Annotated in this window: 19 protein-coding genes; 4 read left to right on the top strand and 15 right to left on the bottom strand. The window is 61.7% G+C overall.

The features are described from left to right. Positions 1–23 precede the first annotated feature (23 nt). The 10 genes from AC0JZ4_RS07360 to sdhC form a co-directional block, all read right to left on the bottom strand. Entirely contained in the window at positions 24–3,023 is a 3,000-nt protein-coding gene (locus AC0JZ4_RS07360; protein WP_471885744.1) for a 2-oxoglutarate dehydrogenase E1 component, read from the bottom strand. 276 nt (positions 3,024–3,299) lie between these two features. After that, on the bottom strand, positions 3,300–4,205 hold the full coding sequence (sucD, locus tag AC0JZ4_RS07355; protein ID WP_432295998.1) for a succinate--CoA ligase subunit alpha: 906 nt from the start codon (positions 4,203–4,205) through the stop codon (positions 3,300–3,302). A gap of 17 nt (positions 4,206–4,222) precedes the next feature. Beyond that, on the bottom strand, positions 4,223–5,416 hold the full coding sequence (gene sucC / locus AC0JZ4_RS07350; protein ID WP_471885743.1) for an ADP-forming succinate--CoA ligase subunit beta: 1,194 nt from the start codon (positions 5,414–5,416) through the stop codon (positions 4,223–4,225). Positions 5,417–5,484: 68 nt separating this feature from the next. Continuing rightward, on the bottom strand, positions 5,485–6,447 hold the full coding sequence (mdh, locus tag AC0JZ4_RS07345) for a malate dehydrogenase (protein ID WP_471885742.1): 963 nt from the start codon (positions 6,445–6,447) through the stop codon (positions 5,485–5,487). A 174-nt stretch (positions 6,448–6,621) separates the two neighbouring features. After that, positions 6,622–7,785 carry a cell division protein ZapE gene (zapE, locus tag AC0JZ4_RS07340; RefSeq protein WP_471885741.1) on the bottom strand — a complete coding sequence of 388 codons (1,164 nt, stop codon included), beginning with the start codon at positions 7,783–7,785 and terminating at the stop codon, positions 6,622–6,624. A gap of 30 nt (positions 7,786–7,815) precedes the next feature. Beyond that, a complete protein-coding gene (locus AC0JZ4_RS07335) occupies positions 7,816–8,343 on the bottom strand; it encodes a protease inhibitor Inh/omp19 family protein (protein WP_471885740.1) in 528 nt (175 codons plus the stop codon). 212 nt (positions 8,344–8,555) lie between these two features. Further along, a complete protein-coding gene (locus tag AC0JZ4_RS07330; RefSeq protein ID WP_312406349.1) occupies positions 8,556–9,335 on the bottom strand; it encodes a succinate dehydrogenase iron-sulfur subunit in 780 nt (259 codons plus the stop codon). Between the two features lie 18 nt (positions 9,336–9,353). Next, a complete protein-coding gene (gene sdhA / locus AC0JZ4_RS07325; RefSeq protein ID WP_471885739.1) occupies positions 9,354–11,225 on the bottom strand; it encodes a succinate dehydrogenase flavoprotein subunit in 1,872 nt (623 codons plus the stop codon). 6 nt (positions 11,226–11,231) lie between these two features. Next, positions 11,232–11,612 carry a succinate dehydrogenase, hydrophobic membrane anchor protein gene (sdhD, locus tag AC0JZ4_RS07320; protein ID WP_471885738.1) on the bottom strand — a complete coding sequence of 127 codons (381 nt, stop codon included), beginning with the start codon at positions 11,610–11,612 and terminating at the stop codon, positions 11,232–11,234. A 12-nt stretch (positions 11,613–11,624) separates the two neighbouring features. Then, positions 11,625–12,014, bottom strand: coding sequence for a succinate dehydrogenase, cytochrome b556 subunit (sdhC, locus tag AC0JZ4_RS07315; RefSeq protein WP_471885737.1), 390 nt, complete (start codon positions 12,012–12,014; stop codon positions 11,625–11,627). Positions 12,015–12,295: 281 nt separating this feature from the next. Here sdhC and AC0JZ4_RS07310 point away from each other — a divergent pair, with 281 nt between their 5' ends. After that, positions 12,296–12,712, top strand: a complete 417-nt coding sequence (locus AC0JZ4_RS07310) for a hypothetical protein (protein WP_471885736.1) — start codon at positions 12,296–12,298, stop codon at positions 12,710–12,712. Positions 12,713–12,736: 24 nt separating this feature from the next. On the opposite strand, the gene AC0JZ4_RS07305 is transcribed toward AC0JZ4_RS07310, so the two are convergent. The 5 genes from AC0JZ4_RS07305 to tsaD all read right to left on the bottom strand — a co-directional run bounded on the left by AC0JZ4_RS07305 (position 12,737) and on the right by tsaD (position 16,294). Beyond that, positions 12,737–13,384 (bottom strand): class I SAM-dependent methyltransferase, encoded by a 648-nt coding sequence (locus AC0JZ4_RS07305; protein ID WP_471885735.1) that lies wholly within the window; start codon positions 13,382–13,384, stop codon positions 12,737–12,739. A gap of 10 nt (positions 13,385–13,394) precedes the next feature. Beyond that, positions 13,395–13,835 (bottom strand): EVE domain-containing protein, encoded by a 441-nt coding sequence (locus AC0JZ4_RS07300; RefSeq protein WP_471885734.1) that lies wholly within the window; start codon positions 13,833–13,835, stop codon positions 13,395–13,397. Positions 13,836–13,838: 3 nt separating this feature from the next. Further along, complete coding sequence (locus AC0JZ4_RS07295) at positions 13,839–14,141, bottom strand: YciI-like protein (protein WP_471885733.1); 303 nt, start codon at positions 14,139–14,141, stop codon at positions 13,839–13,841. A 75-nt stretch (positions 14,142–14,216) separates the two neighbouring features. Further along, a complete protein-coding gene (locus AC0JZ4_RS07290; RefSeq protein WP_471885732.1) occupies positions 14,217–15,200 on the bottom strand; it encodes an NAD(P)H-dependent glycerol-3-phosphate dehydrogenase in 984 nt (327 codons plus the stop codon). Beyond that, positions 15,197–16,294, bottom strand: a complete 1,098-nt coding sequence (tsaD, locus tag AC0JZ4_RS07285) for a tRNA (adenosine(37)-N6)-threonylcarbamoyltransferase complex transferase subunit TsaD (RefSeq protein WP_471885731.1) — start codon at positions 16,292–16,294, stop codon at positions 15,197–15,199. Before tsaD ends, AC0JZ4_RS07290 begins: the two co-directional genes overlap by 4 nt. Positions 16,295–16,365: 71 nt before the next feature. Between tsaD and hemC the strand changes: the two genes are divergently transcribed. The 3 genes from hemC to AC0JZ4_RS07270 all read left to right on the top strand — a co-directional run bounded on the left by hemC (position 16,366) and on the right by AC0JZ4_RS07270 (position 19,433). Further along, a complete protein-coding gene (hemC, locus tag AC0JZ4_RS07280; RefSeq protein ID WP_471885730.1) occupies positions 16,366–17,295 on the top strand; it encodes a hydroxymethylbilane synthase in 930 nt (309 codons plus the stop codon). 66 nt (positions 17,296–17,361) lie between these two features. Next, positions 17,362–18,009, top strand: a complete 648-nt coding sequence (locus AC0JZ4_RS07275; protein ID WP_471885729.1) for a uroporphyrinogen-III synthase — start codon at positions 17,362–17,364, stop codon at positions 18,007–18,009. Between the two features lie 92 nt (positions 18,010–18,101). After that, on the top strand, positions 18,102–19,433 hold the full coding sequence (locus tag AC0JZ4_RS07270; protein ID WP_471885728.1) for a COG4223 family protein: 1,332 nt from the start codon (positions 18,102–18,104) through the stop codon (positions 19,431–19,433). Positions 19,434–19,445 lie beyond the last annotated feature (12 nt).

The following is a 19,445-nucleotide window of genomic DNA, read 5'->3' as shown; positions in this document are numbered from 1 at the left end:
AATTATGGGGGACGGCTGAAAGATCAGCCGCCGAGAGCGTCTTCGAGGAAGGCTTCCAGCTGTGCCAGATGCTTGGACATCAGGCCGGTCGCAGGCGATGCTGCTGCCGGGCGGCCCGTGTAGCGGACGCGCTGATACTTGGCATCGATATGCGCCAGAACCCATTCCAGATACGGGTCGATGAACGCCCATCCGCCCATGTTCTTCGGCTCTTCCTGGCACCAGACCATTTCGGCGTTCTTGAAGCGCGACAGCTCGTTGATCAGAGCCTTGGCCGGGAACGGGTAGAGCTGTTCGATACGCAGCAGATAGATGTCGTCGATACCGCGCTTCTCGCGTTCTTCGAGCAGGTCATAATAGACCTTGCCGGAGCACATCACGACGCGACGGATCTTGGCGTCCTTCTGCAGCTTGATCGGGCCGTCCTTGATGACTTCCGCATCGTCCCAAAGCAGGCGATGGAACGAGCTTTCGCCACCCAGTTCCGCAAGCGTCGACGTGGCGCGCTTGTGGCGCAGCAGCGACTTCGGCGTCATCAGGATCAGCGGCTTGCGGAAGTCGCGCTTCACCTGACGGCGCAGGATGTGGAAGTAGTTGGCCGGCGTCGTGACGTTGGCAACCTGCATGTTGTCTTCGGCGCAAAGCTGCAGGAAGCGTTCCAGACGTGCCGACGAATGTTCCGGACCCTGACCTTCGTAGCCGTGAGGCAGAAGGCAGACGAGACCGGACATGCGCAGCCACTTGCGTTCGCCCGACGAGATGAACTGGTCGAACACGACCTGCGCACCGTTGGCAAAATCGCCGAACTGGGCTTCCCAGAGCGTCAGCGCATTCGGACGGGCAAGCGAGTACCCATATTCGAAGCCGAGAACGGCTTCTTCCGACAGCATGGAGTTGATCACTTCATACTTGCCCTGGCCAGCCTGCAGGTTGGCGAGCGGGATGTAGCGTTCCTCGGTTTCCTGATCGTAGAGAACCGAATGACGCTGGCTGAACGTGCCGCGTTCGCAATCCTGACCCGACAGGCGGATCTTGGTGCCTTCGACGGCGAGTGAACCGAAGGCAAGCGCTTCCGCCATCGCCCAGTCGAGGCCTTCGCCGGTCTCGATCATCTGCGCCCGGTTTTCCATGAAGCGCTTGATCGTGCGGTGGGCGTTGAAGCCTTCCGGGATGGTCGACAGCTTGCGACCGATCTCGCGCAGCTCCTTCGTCGGCATCGAGGTCTTGCCGCGGCGCTGCTCGTCCGCATTGTCGGCGGAGCGCAAGCCCGACCACTGGCCGTCCAGCCAGTCGGCCTTGTTCGGCTTATAGGCCTGGCCGGCTTCGAACTCTGCATCCAGATGCGCGCGCCAGTCGGCCTTCATCTTGTCGAATTCGGCTTCGGTCAGAACGCCCTCGCCGATCAGACGGTCGGCATAGAGCTCGGCCACGGCCTTGTGGGCGCGGATGACCTTGTACATCTTCGGCTGCGTGAACGACGGCTCATCGCCCTCGTTATGGCCGAAGCGGCGATAGCAGAACATGTCGAGCACGACCGGCTTGTGGAACTTCATCCGGTATTCGGTGGCGATCTTGGCGGCATAGGTAACCGCTTCCGGATCGTCGCCATTGACGTGGAAGATCGGCGCCTCGATCATTTTCGCGACGTCCGACGGATACGGAGACGAGCGCGAGAAACCGGGATTGGTGGTGAAGCCGATCTGGTTGTTGATGATGACGTGCATCGTGCCGGCAACGCGGTGACCGCGCAGGCCCGACAGGCCGAGAATTTCGGCAACCACGCCCTGGCCGGCAAACGCCGCATCGCCGTGGAGAAGCAGCGGCAGAACCTTGGAGCGCTCGGAGAGCGGGATGATGTTGTCCTTCTCCCAGACCTTGGTCAGAAGATCCTGCTTGGCGCGCGCCTTGCCCATGACGACCGGGTTGACGATCTCAAGGTGCGAGGGGTTGGCCGTCAGCGACAGGTGAACCTTGTTGCCATCGAATTCACGGTCGGAAGAGGCACCGAGATGGTACTTCACATCGCCCGAACCTTCGACTTCGTCGGGCTTGAACGAGCCACCCTTGAACTCGTGGAACACGGCGCGGTGCGGCTTGCCCATGACGTTGGTCAGGACGTTCAGGCGGCCGCGGTGAGCCATGCCGACGATGACTTCTTCGAGACCCAGCTGGCCGCCGCGCTTGATGATCTGTTCGAGCGCCGGGATCAGCGCTTCGCCGCCATCGAGACCGAAACGCTTGGTGCCCTTGAACTTGACGTCGAGGAACTGTTCGTAGCCTTCGCCTTCGATCAGCTTCGAGAGGATGGCCTTCTTGCCTTCCGGGGTAAATGCGATCGCCTTGTCGGGACCTTCGATCCGTTCCTGGATCCAGGCCTTTTCCTCAGGGCTCGACATGTGCATGAACTCGACGCCGATGGTCGAGCAATAGGTGCGCTCGAGGATCTCGATCATTTCGCGAACGGTCGCGTATTCGAGGCCCAGAACGTTGTCGATGAAGATCTTGCGGTCGTAGTCGCTCTCTTCGAAGCCGTAGGACTTCGGGGACAGCTCATTGTAATCGTCTACCGGGCTTGCGATGCCCAGCGGATCGAGCTTGGCATGCAGGTGGCCGCGCATGCGGTAGGCGCGGATCATCATGATGGCGCGCACGCTGTCGCGGCTCGCCTGATGAACGTCGGCCTGATTGACGCTCGCACCGGTTGCCGCAGCAGCCGCTTCGGCCTTCGCCTTGACCTTGGTCTCGATCGCCTTTTCCACGACCGGCCAGTTGCCGTCGAGAGCGGAAACGAGATCGCCGCCAGCGGCGATCGGCCAGTTCGAACGCTTCCAGGAAGCGCCCTGCGCCGCCTTCTTCACGTCTTCGGGGCTGTCGGCCAGTGCTTTGAAAAAGGCCTGCCATTCTTCGGAAACCGAATTCGGATCGGCTTCGTACTTGGCGTAAAGTTGTTCGATATAGACGGCGTTCGCACCGTCCAGGAACGACGTGATGAGAAACTGCTCGTTGGCTTCTTGCCGGGACATGGCTTAATCGCGGGCGCCGCGCCCGCCTCCTCAGTGGTCGGAACCGATGACCTCCACGGTTCCGCATTCTCTTGGCTATCTGCTTCATGCCCCTCGTCCGCCGAGCGGCGCCTTCTTTCCGCAAGCGGATCGAAGGAGGCATGTCGTACCGCTGCCTGGCCCCGCCATGTCGCCTGATGCGAGCTTCCTCGCCCCGCGTGCAGGGAAAGGTACGGGAAGAAAGGCATTACATCTGTCGCCGCCAGTCTTGCCGGCGGCGACAGCTATTCATGTGGTTCAGCCCTTGAGGACTTCAACCAGCGTCTTGCCGAGGCGTGCCGGCGAAGGCGAAACCTTGATGCCTGCTGCTTCCATGGCCGCGATCTTGGATTCCGCGTCGCCCTTGCCGCCGGAAACGACAGCGCCGGCGTGGCCCATGGTGCGGCCCTTCGGAGCCGTACGACCGGCGATGAAGCCTGCCATCGGCTTCTTGCGGCCCTTCTTGGCTTCGTCGATCAGGAACTGGGCTGCATCTTCTTCAGCCGAACCACCGATTTCGCCGATCATGATGATCGACTGGGTGGCGTCGTCCGCGAGGAACATTTCCAGCATGTCGATGAATTCGGTGCCCTTGACCGGGTCGCCGCCGATACCGACAGCCGTCGTCTGGCCGAGGCCTTCGTTCGACGTCTGGAACACGGCTTCGTAGGTCAGCGTGCCGGAGCGCGACACGATACCGACCGAACCCTTGCGGAAGATCGAGCCCGGCATGATGCCGATCTTGCATTCTTCCGGCGTAAGCACGCCCGGGCAGTTTGGGCCGAGCAGGCGCGACTTCGACTTGTCGAGCTTGGCCTTGACGCGCACCATGTCCATGACCGGGATACCCTCGGTGATGCAGGTGATGAATGGAACTTCGGCTTCGATCGCTTCGATGATCGCGTCGGCAGCGCCTGCCGGCGGAACGTAGATCACGGTCGCGTCGGCACCGGTGCGTTCCTTGGCTTCGGCAACCGAAGCGAAGATCGGCAGTGCCGTGCCATCGACGCCCGACGACCAGGTTTCGCCACCCTTCTTCGGATGGATACCGCCGACCATCTTGGTGCCGTAATAGCCGAGTGCCTGTTCGGTGTGGAACGTGCCGGTCTTGCCGGTCAGGCCCTGAACGAGGATCTTGGTGTCTTTATTGACGAGAATAGACATGTATCAGGTTCCTCAGATTAGGCTTTGATCGCCGCGACGATCTTCTTCGCCGCGTCATCGAGATCGTCGGCGGCGGTGATCGCCAGACCGGACTCGTTGAGGATCTTCTTGCCGAGCTCGACATTGGTGCCTTCGAGGCGCACGACGAGCGGAACCTTCAGGCCGACTTCCTGCACGGCAGCGACAACGCCTTCGGCGATGACATCGCAGCGCATGATACCGCCGAAGATGTTGACGAGGATGCCCTCGACCTTCGGGTCAGCGGTGATGATCTTGAAGGCAGCCGCGACTTTCTCCTTGCCGGCGCCACCGCCGACGTCGCAGAAGTTCGCCGGCTCTTTGCCGTAAAGCTTGATGATGTCCATCGTCGCCATGGCGAGACCGGCACCATTGACCATGCAGCCGATATTGCCGTCGAGGGCAACATAGGCGAGGTCCCACTTGGAAGCTTCGATTTCCTTGGAGTCTTCTTCGGTTTCGTCGCGCAGCGCCTTGACGTCGTCGTGGCGGAACAGGGCATTGCCGTCGAAGGACATCTTGGCGTCGAGAACGCGCAGATGACCGTCCTTCATGACGATCAGCGGGTTGACTTCGAGGAGAGCCATGTCCTTTTCACCGAACGCCTTGTAGAGCGCCGGGAACAGGGCCTTGGCATCTTCGGCAGCCGCGCCAGACAGTTCGAGAGCCTTGGAGATCTTGGCAACGTCGTCAGCCGTGACACCGGTTTCCGGGTCGATGGCGATCGTGTGGATCTTCTCAGGCGTGTCGTGGGCAACGGCTTCGATGTCCATGCCGCCTTCGGTCGAAACGACGAAGGCAACCTGACCGACCGAACGATCGACCAGCAGCGAGCAGTAGAGTTCGCGGTCGATATCGGCGCCGTCTTCGATGTAGAGGCGGTTGACCTGCTTGCCGGCATCGCCGGTCTGCGCGGTTACCAGCGTGTTGCCGAGCATGTCCTTGGCGTGCGCCACGACTTCCTCGATCGACTTGGCCAGGCGAACGCCGCCCTTGGCGTCGGGGCCGAGTTCCTTGAACTTGCCCTTGCCGCGACCGCCGGCATGGATCTGGCTCTTGACCACGTAGAGCGGGCCCGGCAGCTGCTTTGCGGCAGCTTCGGCTTCTTCCACCTTGAGGATGGCGACGCCTTCGGCGACCGGCGCACCATAGCCCTTCAGAAGAGCTTTGGCCTGATATTCATGGATATTCATGGGGCTTGATCCCTATTTGAATGACGCGAGCGCTGGCTAAAAGCCAGCGCAAAAATTTCGGACGCGGATTACTTCAGCGAAGGAACGAGGGCGACGCAGGCTTCGCAGAGACCGGCGACAGCGCCGACCGACTTCTGGAAGGCGGCTTCTTCGTCCTTGTTGAATTCGACTTCGACGATGCGCTCGACACCGCCGGCGCCGAGAACGACCGGAACGCCGACATACATGTCCTTGACGCCGTACTGGCCGGAAAGGTGAGCGGCGACCGGCAGGACGCGCTTCTTGTCCTTGAGGTAGGATTCGGCCATTTCGATCGCCGAAGCGGCCGGAGCGTAATAGGCCGAACCGGTCTTCAGCAGGCCTACGATCTCTGCGCCGCCGTCACGGGTGCGCTGGATGATCTGGTCGAGCTTCTCCTGGGTGGTCCAGCCCATCTTGACGAGGTCGGTGAGCGGAACGCCGGCAACCGTCGAGTAGCGGGCAAGCGGCACCATCGTGTCGCCATGGCCGCCGAGAACGAAGGCGGTGACATCCTGGACGGAAACATTGAATTCTTCGGCAAGGAAGAGGCGGAAACGGGCGCTATCGAGTACGCCGGCCATGCCGACGACCTTGTTCTTCGGCAGGCCGGAGAACTTCTGCAGCGCCCAGACCATCGCGTCGAGCGGGTTGGTGATGCAGATGACGAAGGCGTTCGGGGCATATTTCTTGATGCCGGCGCCAACCTGTTCCATCACCTTGAGGTTGATACCGATCAGGTCGTCGCGGCTCATGCCCGGCTTGCGGGCGACACCGGCAGTGACGATGCAGACATCTGCGCCTTCGATCGCAGCGTAGTCGCTGGCACCGGTGAGCTTGGCATTGAAACCTTCGACCGGGCCGGACTGGGCGATATCCAGGCCCTTGCCCTGCGGAATGCCGTCGGCGATGTCGAAGAGGACGACGTCGCCCAGTTCCTTCAGGCTGGCGAGATGCGCCAGCGTGCCACCGATCATGCCAGAACCAATAAGTGCGATCTTCTTACGCGACATCGGAATGCTTCCTCTCGAATCCAGACCTGCGGCAAGTTGGCGCAGGCTCTCCTTGCGGCAGCATCGATAGACCGATCGCGTAAAAATGGCAACCGATTATTTCGGCACCAATAATTTCAATCGTTTAGATAAATATTAACTTACGTAAACGTAAGCGTTTGCGTCATAAATATGTCAGACTTGCTGCCGCTTCTCATTGTGCAGCGCAAGATATTCCGCGCTCCGCATCTCGAAAAGACGCGACACCGTACGGTCGAATTCGAAGCCTTCGGTTCCACGTCGCTCCACCAGAAGCTCGTCCGGCGAACTGGCAGCAGAGATGAAAAGCCGCACCGACTGGTCATAGAGCGCATCGACCAGATTGATGAAGCGTTTGGTTTCGTTGCGCTTCTCGGGATTGAGCTGCGGCACGTGTTCGACGAAGACGACATCGAAACGCGCGGCGATCGCCAGATAATCGGAAGCGCCGAGCGGTTTTTCGCAAAGATCGGCAAACGCGAACCGAGCCGACCGGCCAGCCGCCTGCGGCACATGAATGCTGCGGCCCTTCATCGGCAGCGCGATCGGCTCCGCCTTGTCGCCATCCGTCACCTGATGCCACGCCGCCTCGATCGCCGCATCGGCACGACCGTCGAGCGGCGTGATGTAGACCGGCAGATTGGCATTCTTCTCCATCCGGTAGTCGGTCGGAGAATCCAGCGTCACCACATCGACATGCTCTGTCAGCAGACCAATGAACGGCAGGAACAGACCGCGATTGAGCCCGTCCTTGTAGAGATTGCCCGGCTCGACATTCGACGTGGCGATCAGCACGCAGCCGAGATCGAACAACTCGGTAAACAGCCGCGCCAGGATCATCGCATCGGTGATGTCGGTGACGGTGAATTCATCGAAGCAAAGCAGCTCCGCCTCGGCGAACAGGGCAGCCGCCACCGGCGGCACCGGGTCGGTCTGCTTCGTCTCGCCGCGTTTCAGCTTCTGTCGATGGTCGTGGATGCGGTTATGCACGTCCGCCATGAACTCATGAAAATGCGCCCGACGCTTCTTCAGCGTGGGCGCCTTCTTGAAGAACATGTCCATCAGCATCGTCTTGCCGCGTCCGACACTGCCATAGACATAAAGGCCGCGGATCTTTCGAGGCTTTCCGGCCCCCTTGGCGAATAGCCAGCCGAGCGCGCTGGTCTTCTTCGCAGGCTTCGCTTCCTTGAGCGCTGCAAGCACGTGATCGAGCTTCACGGCAACCGCCATCTGCGCGGCATCGGGCGTCAGAACGCCGGATGCGGCAAGGGCTTTCAGCTCCTCGCCGACACTCGACGTATATTCGGGAATGGGTTCCACGAGGGAGCCCCCTTCATGAAGGGTGAGGGATTAGCGGCTAAGGCCGAGCGGCTGGCCGGAATTGAGCGTTCCGTCGAACCGGTTGTCGGCGCTCTTGTAGACGCGGCCGATGACGTCGCCCGAACGGTTCTTGAACTGAACCATCTTGCCGGAGACTTCCCAGGAACCCATTGTCGTCAGCTCGCCGGCGCAACCGCGCGTGCCGCCGCGCGAACCGCTGCCGAGATTGGTGAGCGTCAGGAACATGTCGCAGGATGCGCCGCCGTTGGAAACGCGCCAGTTGCCGACCATCTGCTCCTTGGTCACGTCGAGCGCAGTCGTTGGCGCAGAAGCGTTCGGATCGGTCATCGCCATGTTCTGGCCACCCTGCGGCGCTGCCGGATACTGCGTTGCGCCGCCCGGAGGCGGAAGCTGGCCGCCCTGCACGCCCTGAACGGGCTGGGCCTGAAGCGGAGCAGGCTGCGAAGGCAGGTCGCTATACGGGCTGTAGGATGTCCGCTGGCAACCAGCCAGCGCCAGGGTCAGAACGAGACCTGTTGCCACATATTTGAACTGCATCAAAAACTCCTGTCCGGATTTGGTCACATTGCGCCACGTATCGCGGCACGACAGTTTGGCGGGGAATATCGTAAACGCCCTTGGTTAATCAAGGGTATCCAGCCAATCCGGCACAATCACGGCCGGTGCAGTGTTCAAAATGGCGTGCTCAGGCATCATTCTTATACGTCACGAGGCCGCAACCATCAGGCTGCGGCCTCGCAGAAAGCTCGTCAGACGCGGCGCTCGACCATCATCTTCTTGATTTCGGCAATCGCCTTGGCCGGGTTCAGCCCCTTCGGGCAGGCCTGGGCGCAGTTCATGATCGTATGGCAGCGATAAAGCCGGAAGGGATCTTCGAGATTGTCGAGACGCTCACCCTTGGCTTCATCGCGGCTATCGATCAGCCAGCGATAGGCTTGCAGCAGAACGGCCGGACCGAGGTAGCGGTCGCCGTTCCACCAGTAGCTCGGACAGGAGGTCGAGCAGCAGGCGCACAGGATGCACTCGTAAAGACCGTCGAGCTTGAGGCGGTCCTCATGGCTCTGCTTCCATTCCTTCGCCGGCGTCGGAGACACCGTCTTCAGCCATGGCTCGATCGAGCGGTGCTGGGCGTAGAAGTTGTTGAGGTCCGGAACGAGGTCCTTCACCACCGGCATATGCGGCAGCGGATAGACCTTCACCGTGCCGGAAATGTCGTCCATGCCCTTGGTGCAGGCCAGCGTGTTCGTGCCGTCGATATTCATCGCGCAGGAACCGCAAATGCCTTCGCGACAGGAACGGCGCAGCGTCAGCGTCGGGTCGATCTTGTTCTTGATATAGAGCAAGCCGTCGAGCACCATCGGGCCGCAATCGTCGAGATCGACATAGAACGTGTCGATGCTCGGGTTCTTGCCGTCATCCGGGCTCCAGCGATAGATGCGGTATTCGCGCAGGTTCTTGGCGCCTTCCGGCTTCGGCCAGACCTTGCCTTCGGACATCTGCGAGTTTTTGGGAAGAGCGAGTTCAACCATTGTCCAATCCTCTTCCGATCAATAGACGCGAGCTTTGGGCTCGATCTTGTAAGGATCGATACCCTCGGCGATCAGGTCCGTATGGACCGGGCGGTAGTCGAGCTTCACGTCGCCGGCTTCCGAGACCCAGGCGAGCGTATGCTTGCGCCAGTTCACGTCGTCGCGACCGGCGAATGCACCCTCGGTGAAGTCCTCGCGCGCATGCGAACCACGGCTTTCCTTGCGGGCTTCCGCGCCATAGACGGTCGTGATCGCGTTCGCCATCAGGTTATGCAGTTCCAGCGTCTCGACGAGATCGGAGTTCCAGATCAGCGAGCGATCGGTAACCTTGACGTCAGGCAGTTCACTCCAGATGGCGGACATGCGCTTGCAGCCCGATTCCAGCGATTCCTGTGTACGGAACACGGCGGCATCGTCCTGCATCGTGCGCTGCATCTTGTCACGCAGCACGGCGGTCGACGTTTGCCCCTTGGCATGACGCAGGCTGTCGAACCGATCCATGATCTTGTCGCAGGCGGCAATGTTGAGCGGCGGGATCGGGCTTTCGCGGTCGATCACCTGGCCGGCGCGGATTGCGGCGGCGCGGCCGAAGACCACGAGGTCGATCAGCGAGTTGGAGCCGAGGCGGTTTGCACCGTGAACCGAAGCGCAGCCCGCTTCACCGACAGCCATCAGGCCGGGCAGGATGCGCTCCGGATTGTTGGCATCCGCGTTCAGCACTTCGCCCCAGTAATTGGTCGGAATGCCGCCCATGTTGTAGTGAACCGTCGGCAGGACCGGGATCGGCTCGCGAGTGACATCGACGCCTGCAAAGATCTTCGCCGATTCCGAAATGCCCGGAAGACGTTCGTGCAGCACGGCCGGATCGAGATGATCCAGATGCAGGAAGATGTGATCCTTGTTCTTGCCGACGCCGCGGCCTTCACGGATTTCCATCGTCATGCAGCGCGAGACGACGTCACGCGAGGCAAGATCCTTCGCCGAAGGGGCATAGCGTTCCATGAAGCGTTCGCCCTCGGAATTCACGAGGTAACCGCCTTCGCCGCGTGCGCCTTCGGTGATCAGACAGCCCGAACCATAAATGCCGGTCGGGTGGAACTGGACGAATTCCATGTCCTGCAGAGGCATGCCGGCACGTGCCACCATGCCGCCGCCGTCGCCGGTGCAGGTATGAGCGGACGTTGCCGAGAAATAGGCGCGACCGTAACCGCCGGTCGCCAATACAACCATCTTGGCGGTGAAGCGATGGATCGTGCCGTCGTCGAGGTTCCACGCGACGACGCCGGTGCAACGACCGTCATCGGACATGATCAGGTCGAGCGCGAAATACTCGATGAAGAATTCCGCATTGTTGCGCAGCGACTGGCCATAAAGCGTGTGCAGGATGGCGTGGCCGGTACGGTCGGCCGCAGCACAGGTGCGCTGCACCGGCGGGCCGGCGCCAAAATTCTGCATGTGGCCGCCGAACGGCCGCTGGTAGATCTTGCCTTCCTCGTTACGCGAGAACGGCACGCCGTAATGCTCGAGTTCGTAGACGGCCTTCGGCGCTTCCATGACCATGTACTGCATGGCATCGACGTCGCCGAGCCAGTCGGAACCCTTGACGGTGTCATAGAGGTGCCACTGCCAGCTATCCGGCGTCATGTTCTGCAGCGAGGCGGCGATGCCGCCCTGTGCCGCGACCGTGTGCGAACGCGTCGGAAAAACCTTGGTGATGCAGGCGGTCTTGAAACCCTGTTCGGCCATGCCGAGCGTGGCGCGCAAGCCCGCGCCGCCGGCACCCACGACGATCACGTCATAGGAGTGGTCGACGTAATTATATGCCTTGGGAGCCTGAGAATGGCCGTTCTGATTTGCTCCGTTGGGAGCGATAGGTGTTACGGATGCCATGACGGATTATCCTGCGAACGCAATTTTCAGAACGGCGAAAAGACAGAGCCCACCGATCAGCATTGCAAAGAATGTGTTGAGCATCAGGACGAGGAACTTCAGGCCCTCGTGATGCACGTAGTCGACGATGATTTCCTGGATGCCGATGCGCATGTGCACGAGACCCGCAATCACCATCATGCCGAACAGCACGGCGACGATCGGGTTCGACAGCGCGCCGATGACTTCCTCATAGGGAGCACCGGCATAACGGATTAGGAAAATGATGAAAAAGATGGCAAGCGGCACCATCGCCACGGCCGACATCCGCTGCACCCAGAAGTGCTCGGTGCCTTCCTTGGCGGAGCCGAGCCCACGAACCTTGCCCAAAGGCGTACGCATATCCATGATTCTACCCCCTCAGATCGCCAGACCGACGATCCAGATCACCACGGTCAGACAGATCGAAACGATCGGCAGGGCGATCGCCATCTTGGTGGTGAAATGCTTGTCGAAACCGTGGCCCATGTCCCACATGAAGTGGCGCATGCCGCCGAGCATGTGGTGGACCAGCGCCCAGGTATAACCGAACAGAACAAGTAGACCGATCCAGGTGCCGAACAGCCAGCTGATCCAGTTGAAATACTCTTCGCCCGAAGCGGCGGCCACCAGCCACCAGGCAAGCAGGATCGTACCGACAGCCAAAGCCGCACCGGTGATGCGGTGGACGATCGACATGACCATTGTGGGAATTGGCTTGTAGATTTGCAGATGCGGCGACAAGGGCCGGTTATTCGTTACATTCGCCATCATTACCTCGCGGCGTCGTCTGAAACGGGCGGGCGCCCGGCAATGCACTATGCCGAGAAAATGTGCATTGCATCATCGGCCCGGTTTAATCTTCGATTGCATGGACCACAAGAACAATTCCAAGTGAGGCCGAATTTAATCGATTGTGATTTGCAAGGGGCAACCCCTCGGACATTTCGTCGCGCCACGTTAACCATCAATTCCAAACATTTGGTTGCCGTCTAGGCGACAAGCGTCCGATCATGTTAATCTTTGGTTAACCATGATTTCCGGAGTTCGCCATGATCGCGAATCGCATCAGACCTGTCGCCATCGCCGCAGCATTTGTGACAGCCTTCGCCCCCATGGCATCGGCGCGCGACGCAGGCCATCATTATGGCGGCGATAACCATCATGCGCATGCAAACCTGAAACGGCTGTCCGATCGGACGCTGGGCGGCGCAAGCCGCATCGTTTCCGCCAATCGCCAACGCGGCTCGATCGTCGGGCCGGGAGACTATTTTTCGGGTTCGACCTATGTTTATTCCGGCGGCTACCGGGTGATTTTCGTCGATCGGGCCGCAGATCGCATGGAGCAGCCCTATATCGCACCGAAGGCCAAGATCATCGATGTTGGCCAGGACGTGGTGGACAACAGCTTCAGGCCCGTCAATGGCTGCAGCTATGAAGTCGGCGTCTGCGTCATCCGCGGCAAGTAAGCCGTTCGCGAACCTTGGATCCGCCTAGGCCGTGAACCGCCACACCGTCGTTTTCTTCACCTCGCTGTCCTCCAGCGCCCGCGTCACCGGAACCTGATAGACGGCCAGCTGTTCCAGCCTGTCCTTCGGCAGATAACTCCGCCCCGGATCGCCGACCAGAACGATCTTGCCCTCACCCGCAAGCCGGGCGAACCATGGAACCAGCACCACTGCAAAATCGCGATCGTAGAAGACGTCGCCGGCAAGGATGACGTCCGCATCCACTGCACGGCCGATCTGGTTTTCGGCTGTAAAACCGACCTCGACGCCATTCTCGTTCGCATTGAGCGCCACCGCGCTTTCAGTCCAGGGATCGATATCGGCCGCCAGCACGTGCGCCGCGCCGGCAAGCTTCGCCGCAATTGCCACGAGCCCGGAACCACTGGCGAAATCCAGCACCCTTTTGCCGGCGACCGCCCGAGGATTGTCGAGAACATACCGCGCGAGACCTTGGCCCCCCGCCCAGGCGAACGCCCAGAATGGCGGCGGCAGTCCGATAGCCTCCAGATCCTCCTCGGTCTTCAGCCACAGATCATGCGCCTCCGTTGCCAGATACAGCAGGATCTCCGGCACATGCGGCGGCCGCATGAGGTCGGTATTGTCGAGAATGAAAGCCTTCGGCTCGGTCTTCACGTCACACGGCTCAGGCGGGTGATGTCGGCGGATTGTCGATCCCGCCGAGACGGCAGATTTCGAAATACTCCTCGTCCGTCACCGGCTGCACCGAAAGCCGCATCGAGGTGACGAGCGCCATCTTCTCGAATTTCGGATTGGCCTTCACGTCTTTCAGCGTGATCGGCTTCGGCATGTCCATGACGGCGCGGATGTCGACGCAATCCCACTTCGGATCGCCCTTGGCCGAACTATCCGGGTGAGACAGCGCGCAGACCTCGACGATACCGACGATCTCCAGCCCCTCGTTGGAGTGGTAGAAGAACCCCTTGTCGCCGATCTTCATGGCACGCATGTTGTTGCGCGCCAGATAGTTGCGCACGCCGGTCCATTCCTCGCCTGCAGCGCCCTTGGCCTTCTGCTGTTCCCAGGACCAGACATTCGGCTCGGATTTGTAAAGCCAGTATGCCATCGATTACTTGGCATCGGCAGCGGGGTTGTTGAACACCCAGTTCCAGGCCTTCACCTCGACCTTTTCGAACAGACCGGCAAGGTAATAGGGATCGGCTTCGGCCAATGTGCGGGCAGTGGCGATATCGGCGGCCTCGACGACCACGAGACTGCCGTTCGGCTTGCCTTCGTCATCGAGGAAGGGACCGGCGAATTTCAGCGTGCCCTCGGCATTCAGCTTGTTCAGGTGCTCCAGATGCGTCGGACGCGTATCCATGCGCAGCTGCAGGTGTCCGGGCTTGTCGGTGCAGAGAAAGGCAAACAGCATCGGGTCTCTCCTCTTGAAGCAATTCCAGCGAAAGTATCAGCGGCTTCGCGTCCAAAATTGCGTTTGAAAAATCTACTATTCGGCCTTGATCGGCCGGGTCATCAACTGCTCCATCGCCGTCCGGACATCGAGCCGGCCATCGATGATGGCGGCGACAGCCTCCGTAATCGGCAGATCGACGGCATGCTTGCGGCCGAGACGAGCGGCGACGGAGGCGGCAAATGCACCCTCGACCAGCGGCCCGCCGGCCGTCTGCGCCGGCTCGCCCTTGCCGAGCGAGATGCCGAAACGCAGGTTGCGCGATTGATGGCTGGTGCCGGTCAAGACGAGATCGCCAAGGCCCGACAGACCGCGCACGGTATCCGCATTGCCCCCCATAGCCTCGACAAGCCGCGACATTTCCGCCAGCCCTCGGGAAATCAGCGCCGCACGGGCGGACTCGCCGAGACCCGCTCCCTCGACAATGCCGCAGGCGATGGCGAGCACATTCTTCAGCGCCCCACCAAGCTGCACACCGACGACATCCGGCGAGGCATAGAGGCGAAAACTGCGGCCGGAAAGAACATGTGCCAGCCGTTCGGCGAGCGCCAGATCGGAAGACCCGAGTGACATGGCCGTCGGCAGGCCGCGTGCGATATCGGCGGCAAATCCCGGACCGGACAGAACGGCGATGCCGGTTTCCGGCAATTTCGACGACACGACTTGCGTCAGCAATCGCTCGGAAGCATCCAGCCCCTTGGCGCAGATGACGACGGCAGCATCCTGTTTCAGATACGGCCCATAGTGATTTGCCGCATCGAGCTGCGCCCGCGACGGCATGACGAAGAGAACGGTGCTCGCCTCCGCCACCGCATCCGGCTCGGCGGAGAATTCCAGATTGTCCGGCAACGGCACGCCGGGCAACGCGGCATCATGCATGCGGTCGTCGCGAAGGTCGGCCATCAGGTCAGGACGACGACCGACCAGCGTCACCGGATGCCGGCCTTCAAGCGCGAAGACGCAGGCAAGTGCCGTCCCGAAGGCGCCGGAACCGATAACTGCGATTTTCTCGCGGCTCATGCCTTGGCTCCTCTCTTGCCCGAACCGAGCAAAGTCTTCGCATCCTTGTCAAGCGGCCAGCGAGAGCGCGGCGCGACATTCAGCGCATCGGCCGGAAAATCCTGAGCAAGTCGCTCAAGCCCCGCCCAGGCGATCATCGCCGCGTTATCGGTGCAGAGCCGAAGCGGCGGCGCGATGAACCGGAAACCATGCTCCAGGCAGAGCGCCTGCAGCGTGCGACGAAGCTCCTGATTGGCGGCAACGCCACCGGCAACGACCAGCGCAGGCTCGATGTCGAGCCCGGCGAACTCCTGGCTGAAACGGACCAACCCGCGGCCTATGCGATCCCGCAATGTGCGCGACACCGCCTTCTGGAAGGAGGCGCAGATATCGGCGATATCCTGCTCCGTCAGCGGCGCGATTTCGGTCGCCGCCTGCCGCACGGCCGTCTTGAGGCCGGAAAAGGAAAAGTCCAGCCGTGCTTCCCCGACCAGTGGCCGAGGCAGCGAGAACCGGTCCGGATCGCCGGTTTGCGCCGCCTTCTCGACCGCGGGACCGCCGGGATAGGGCAGTCCGAGCAGCTTCGCCGTCTTGTCGAAGGCTTCACCCAGAGCGTCGTCGATCGTCGTGCCCCAACGCTCGTAATCATCGACGCCGCGTACGAGAATGAGCTGCGTATGGCCACCCGAAACGAGCAGCATCAGATAGGGGAAGGACAGGCCGTCGGTCATCCGCGCCGTCAGCGCATGGCCTTCCAGATGGTTGATCGCAAGAAGCGGCTTGCCGGAAACGCGGGCGATCGCCTTTGCCGTCATCAGGCCGACCAGCAGCCCGCCGATCAGGCCGGGGCCGGAAGTCGCGGCAATCGCATCGACATCATCGAGGGTGACATCGGCGCGCCTGAGCGCTTCCTCGACCAGTTCGTCCAGCGCTTCCACATGGGCCCGCGCGGCGATTTCAGGCACCACGCCGCCATAGGCGCTATGCTCATCGAGCTGCGACAAAACGACATCGGAGAGCACCTCGCCGCGACCGTCCTCGTGGCGCGCAACAACGGCTGCGGCGGTTTCGTCGCAGCTTGTTTCGATGCCGAGGATGCGCAGAAATGGGGCCATGAAGCTCTCGTTGATTGCGATACCGGATGATCCGGTTTACGAGAGCTTCCGGTAACAACGGAATGAAGCGGATGCAAACAAAACCTTTCCGGATCGGCACGCGGGGAAGCCCGTTGGCATTGGCGCAAGCGGCGGAAACCCGCGCTCGGCTGATGGCCGCCCACAATCTGCCGGAGGATATGTTCGAGATCGTCGTCCTGTCGACGACCGGCGACCGCATCACCGACCGGGCGCTCTCGGAAATCGGCGGCAAGGGCCTGTTCACCCAGGAGCTGGAAGACCAGCTGCAATCGGGCGAACTCGATATCGCCGTGCATTCTTCCAAGGACATGCCGACGAAATTGCCGCAGGGCCTGCATATCGCCGCCTATCTGCCGCGCGAGGATTTTCGCGATGCCGTCATCGGCCGCACGGCACCGACACTGATGGCGCTTCCCGACGCTGCCACCGTCGGCTCCGCGTCACTGCGCCGCCAGGCGCTGATCCGTCGCTTGCGCCCCGACATCAACGTCGTGATCTTCCGCGGCTCGGTCGGAACGCGTTTGCGCAAGCTTGATGAAGGTCATGTCGATGCGACGCTGCTGGCCTATGCCGGGCTGAAGCGGCTGGCGATGGAAAATGTCGTGACCGAACTGCTCGACCCGGCAGATTTTCCGCCCGCCCCGGCACAGGGTGCCATCTGCATCGAAAGCCGCATCGGCGACGAGCGCATCGCCAGGCTTCTCGAACCGGTCAACGACTGTCCCACCTATGATGCGGTAAGCTGCGAGCGCGCCTTCCTGGCCGCTCTCGATGGCTCCTGCCGCACTCCGATCGGCGGCTACGCGCTGTGCGATGGCGATCACCTGAAGTTTTCGGGCCTGATCCTGACGCCGGACGGGACGCATGAGCACGCCATCGAAATCGAGGGCAACCGCGCGGATGCCGAAGCGCTCGGCCTGCGTGCCGGTGAAGCCGTGCGTGCCGCCGCTGGCACCGATTTCTTCGACAGTTGGAGTTGAACCTTGCGGGTCCTCGTCACCCGCCCGCACATATCGGCCGCTCGAACCATAGAGCGGCTGAAAGCCATGGGACACACACCCGTGGCCCTGCCGCTCGGTGAAGCCGTGCATGATCCGCAGGCCGCAGTCGAAGCCTTGCGCCAACCGCATTCGGCCCTCGCCATCACCAGCGCCGAAGCCGTGCGCGTGCTGGCGGCACCGGAGGTCCGGCCCTGCCTCGACGCCGATACGCCTATCTACGCCGTCGGCCCCGCCACGGCCGAGGCTGCAACGGCATTGGGCTTTCGCTCCGTCGAGACAGGAAAAGGCACCGGCCGGAACCTCGCCGACCTGATCGCCGATGCGGCGGATGACCGCAACCACCCGATCCTCTACCTCGCCGGCAGACCCCGCTCACCGGCCTTCGAGGAACGGCTGATGGAGCGCGGCATCGCGATCCGCACGCAGGTAATCTACGCGATGCATCCCGTTGATTACTCAGCCGCCGAAATAGCAGCCCCGATCACCGCAGCTTCCGTCGATGCCGTATTGCTCTATTCGCAGGAAACCGCCCTGCGCTTCTTCGCTTTTGCCGCTCCCGTCGGTAGCGCCCTGGCCGATACCCGCATCCTCTGCATCAGTGAACGCACCGCCTCGGCCGTGCCCCACCACCTGCGCAACAATGTCGTGATCGCCAAAAGCCCGGATGAAGACGCGCTGTTGGCGCTTCTTTAACCGCGACCTGTTCCAAAATCCGGCTCCGCCCCTTTCCTTAACCGGGGGCACCGACTAGGTTTTAGTGAATACAGGCAGATAAAGAGGTCGAGATGGTATCCGAAAAACCACCGCGCCGGTCCAAGGCAAACAAGGAACCGGTCACGATCGACCTGGCGGCGGAAGAAACCGCAGCCGTAGCAGAACCGGTTCGCGCCAATGACACCGATGAGGCAATGACGCCGGCTGAAAAGGAAGCGCTTGCCTCGGACACCGCCGAAGCGCCCGCTACCGACGTTTCTGCTGCGGCAGAAACGGCAGCCTTTGCGGCCGAGACGGAGACCAAGGCCGAGACTGTGAAATCGGCTCAGGATACGCCGCGCTTTGACGACCCGGAGCCCGCCGGACCACAAGTCGAGGCATCAGCAGGCGCGATTGAGGAGAAACCGATCCTCGACGAAAAGCCGGCATACGAGGAAAAGGCAGCGCCGCCTCCACCACCACCGTTCGAACCCAACCCTGCGCCGAGGCCAGCCTCTGGACAGCGCGGCACTCCGGCAACATCCACTCTGGTTGCATCCGGCATTTTCGGCGGCCTCGTCGCCCTGCTTCTGGCCGGCAGCATGCAATATGCCGGCTTTCTGCCGGGAGGCTCATCCTCGGCATCGACCGATGCCGACGTGACGGCGGAACTCGCCTCGCTGCGCCAGGAGATTGCAGCTCTTGCCAGTCGCCCGGCGGATCAGTCCGGTGATCTCGCAAGCCGCATAGCCGCGCTGGAAAGCAGCACCACAAATTCCTCCGCCCCGGACGAAGCCCTGACGCAGCGCCTTGCGGCGCTTGAAGGCGAACTCTCCGGCATACGTTCGGCAACGGAATCCAATTCCGGCCGTCTGGAACAGGCCGAAGCCCAGATCGCCGATCGCGGCCCGGAACAGATGGCCGCCCGCGCTGTCGCAGCCGCAGCACTGAAAAGCGCCATCGATCGCGGCGGCGCCTTCGAGGCCGAGCTTGAGACCTACAAGACGATTGCCGCGGACGATCCGTCGATCGTCCAGCTCCAGCCGCTTGCCACCAGGGGCGTCATGTCGCGCGTCGAGTTGCAGCGTCAGGCATCGGACGTGGCGAATGCCATGATCGACGCCGTCACCCAGCCCGACCCGAACTTGAGCATCAGTGAACGCCTCCTTGCCTCGGCCATGTCGGTCGTCAAGGTCCGCAAGGTCGGCGATGTCGAGGGTGAAACGCCGGATGCCTATATCGCCCGCTTCGAGAACAAGCTGCGCTCCGGCGACTTAACAGGCGCCGCAGGCGAATGGGCGGCCCTGCCCGAACCGGCAAAGGCGGCCTCGCAGGAATTCAAGCAGGAACTCGATGCCCGTATCGAGGTGGAAAACCTCATCAGCGGCACGCTCACCCGCGCCATCACCGGCACAAAAGGCTGAGGACGGATAATC

Source organism: [Rhizobium] kunmingense, from assembly GCF_977018605.1.
The sequence above is the reverse complement of the archived record's forward strand: the minus strand, read 5'-3'. Positions and strand labels throughout refer to the sequence as shown.

Bases quoted from the DNA above. Each gene is read 5' to 3' on its own strand.
- AC0JZ4_RS07360 (WP_471885744.1), bottom strand. From the start codon at position 3,023: ATGTCCCGGCAAGAAGCCAACGAGCAGTTTCTCATCACGTCGTTCCTG.
- sucD (WP_432295998.1), bottom strand. From the start codon at position 4,205: ATGTCTATTCTCGTCAATAAAGACACCAAGATCCTCGTTCAGGGCCTG.
- sucC (WP_471885743.1), bottom strand. From the start codon at position 5,416: ATGAATATCCATGAATATCAGGCCAAAGCTCTTCTGAAGGGCTATGGT.
- mdh (WP_471885742.1), bottom strand. From the start codon at position 6,447: ATGTCGCGTAAGAAGATCGCACTTATTGGTTCTGGCATGATCGGTGGC.
- AC0JZ4_RS07335 (WP_471885740.1), bottom strand. From the start codon at position 8,343: ATGCAGTTCAAATATGTGGCAACAGGTCTCGTTCTGACCCTGGCGCTG.
- AC0JZ4_RS07330 (WP_312406349.1), bottom strand. From the start codon at position 9,335: ATGGTTGAACTCGCTCTTCCCAAAAACTCGCAGATGTCCGAAGGCAAG.
- sdhA (WP_471885739.1), bottom strand. From the start codon at position 11,225: ATGGCATCCGTAACACCTATCGCTCCCAACGGAGCAAATCAGAACGGC.
- sdhD (WP_471885738.1), bottom strand. From the start codon at position 11,612: ATGGATATGCGTACGCCTTTGGGCAAGGTTCGTGGGCTCGGCTCCGCC.
- sdhC (WP_471885737.1), bottom strand. From the start codon at position 12,014: ATGGCGAATGTAACGAATAACCGGCCCTTGTCGCCGCATCTGCAAATC.
- AC0JZ4_RS07310 (WP_471885736.1), top strand. From the start codon at position 12,296: ATGATCGCGAATCGCATCAGACCTGTCGCCATCGCCGCAGCATTTGTG.
- AC0JZ4_RS07300 (WP_471885734.1), bottom strand. From the start codon at position 13,835: ATGGCATACTGGCTTTACAAATCCGAGCCGAATGTCTGGTCCTGGGAA.
- AC0JZ4_RS07295 (WP_471885733.1), bottom strand. From the start codon at position 14,141: ATGCTGTTTGCCTTTCTCTGCACCGACAAGCCCGGACACCTGCAGCTG.
- AC0JZ4_RS07290 (WP_471885732.1), bottom strand. From the start codon at position 15,200: ATGAGCCGCGAGAAAATCGCAGTTATCGGTTCCGGCGCCTTCGGGACG.
- tsaD (WP_471885731.1), bottom strand. From the start codon at position 16,294: ATGGCCCCATTTCTGCGCATCCTCGGCATCGAAACAAGCTGCGACGAA.
- hemC (WP_471885730.1), top strand. From the start codon at position 16,366: ATGCAAACAAAACCTTTCCGGATCGGCACGCGGGGAAGCCCGTTGGCA.
- AC0JZ4_RS07275 (WP_471885729.1), top strand. From the start codon at position 17,362: ATGGGACACACACCCGTGGCCCTGCCGCTCGGTGAAGCCGTGCATGAT.
- AC0JZ4_RS07270 (WP_471885728.1), top strand. From the start codon at position 18,102: ATGGTATCCGAAAAACCACCGCGCCGGTCCAAGGCAAACAAGGAACCG.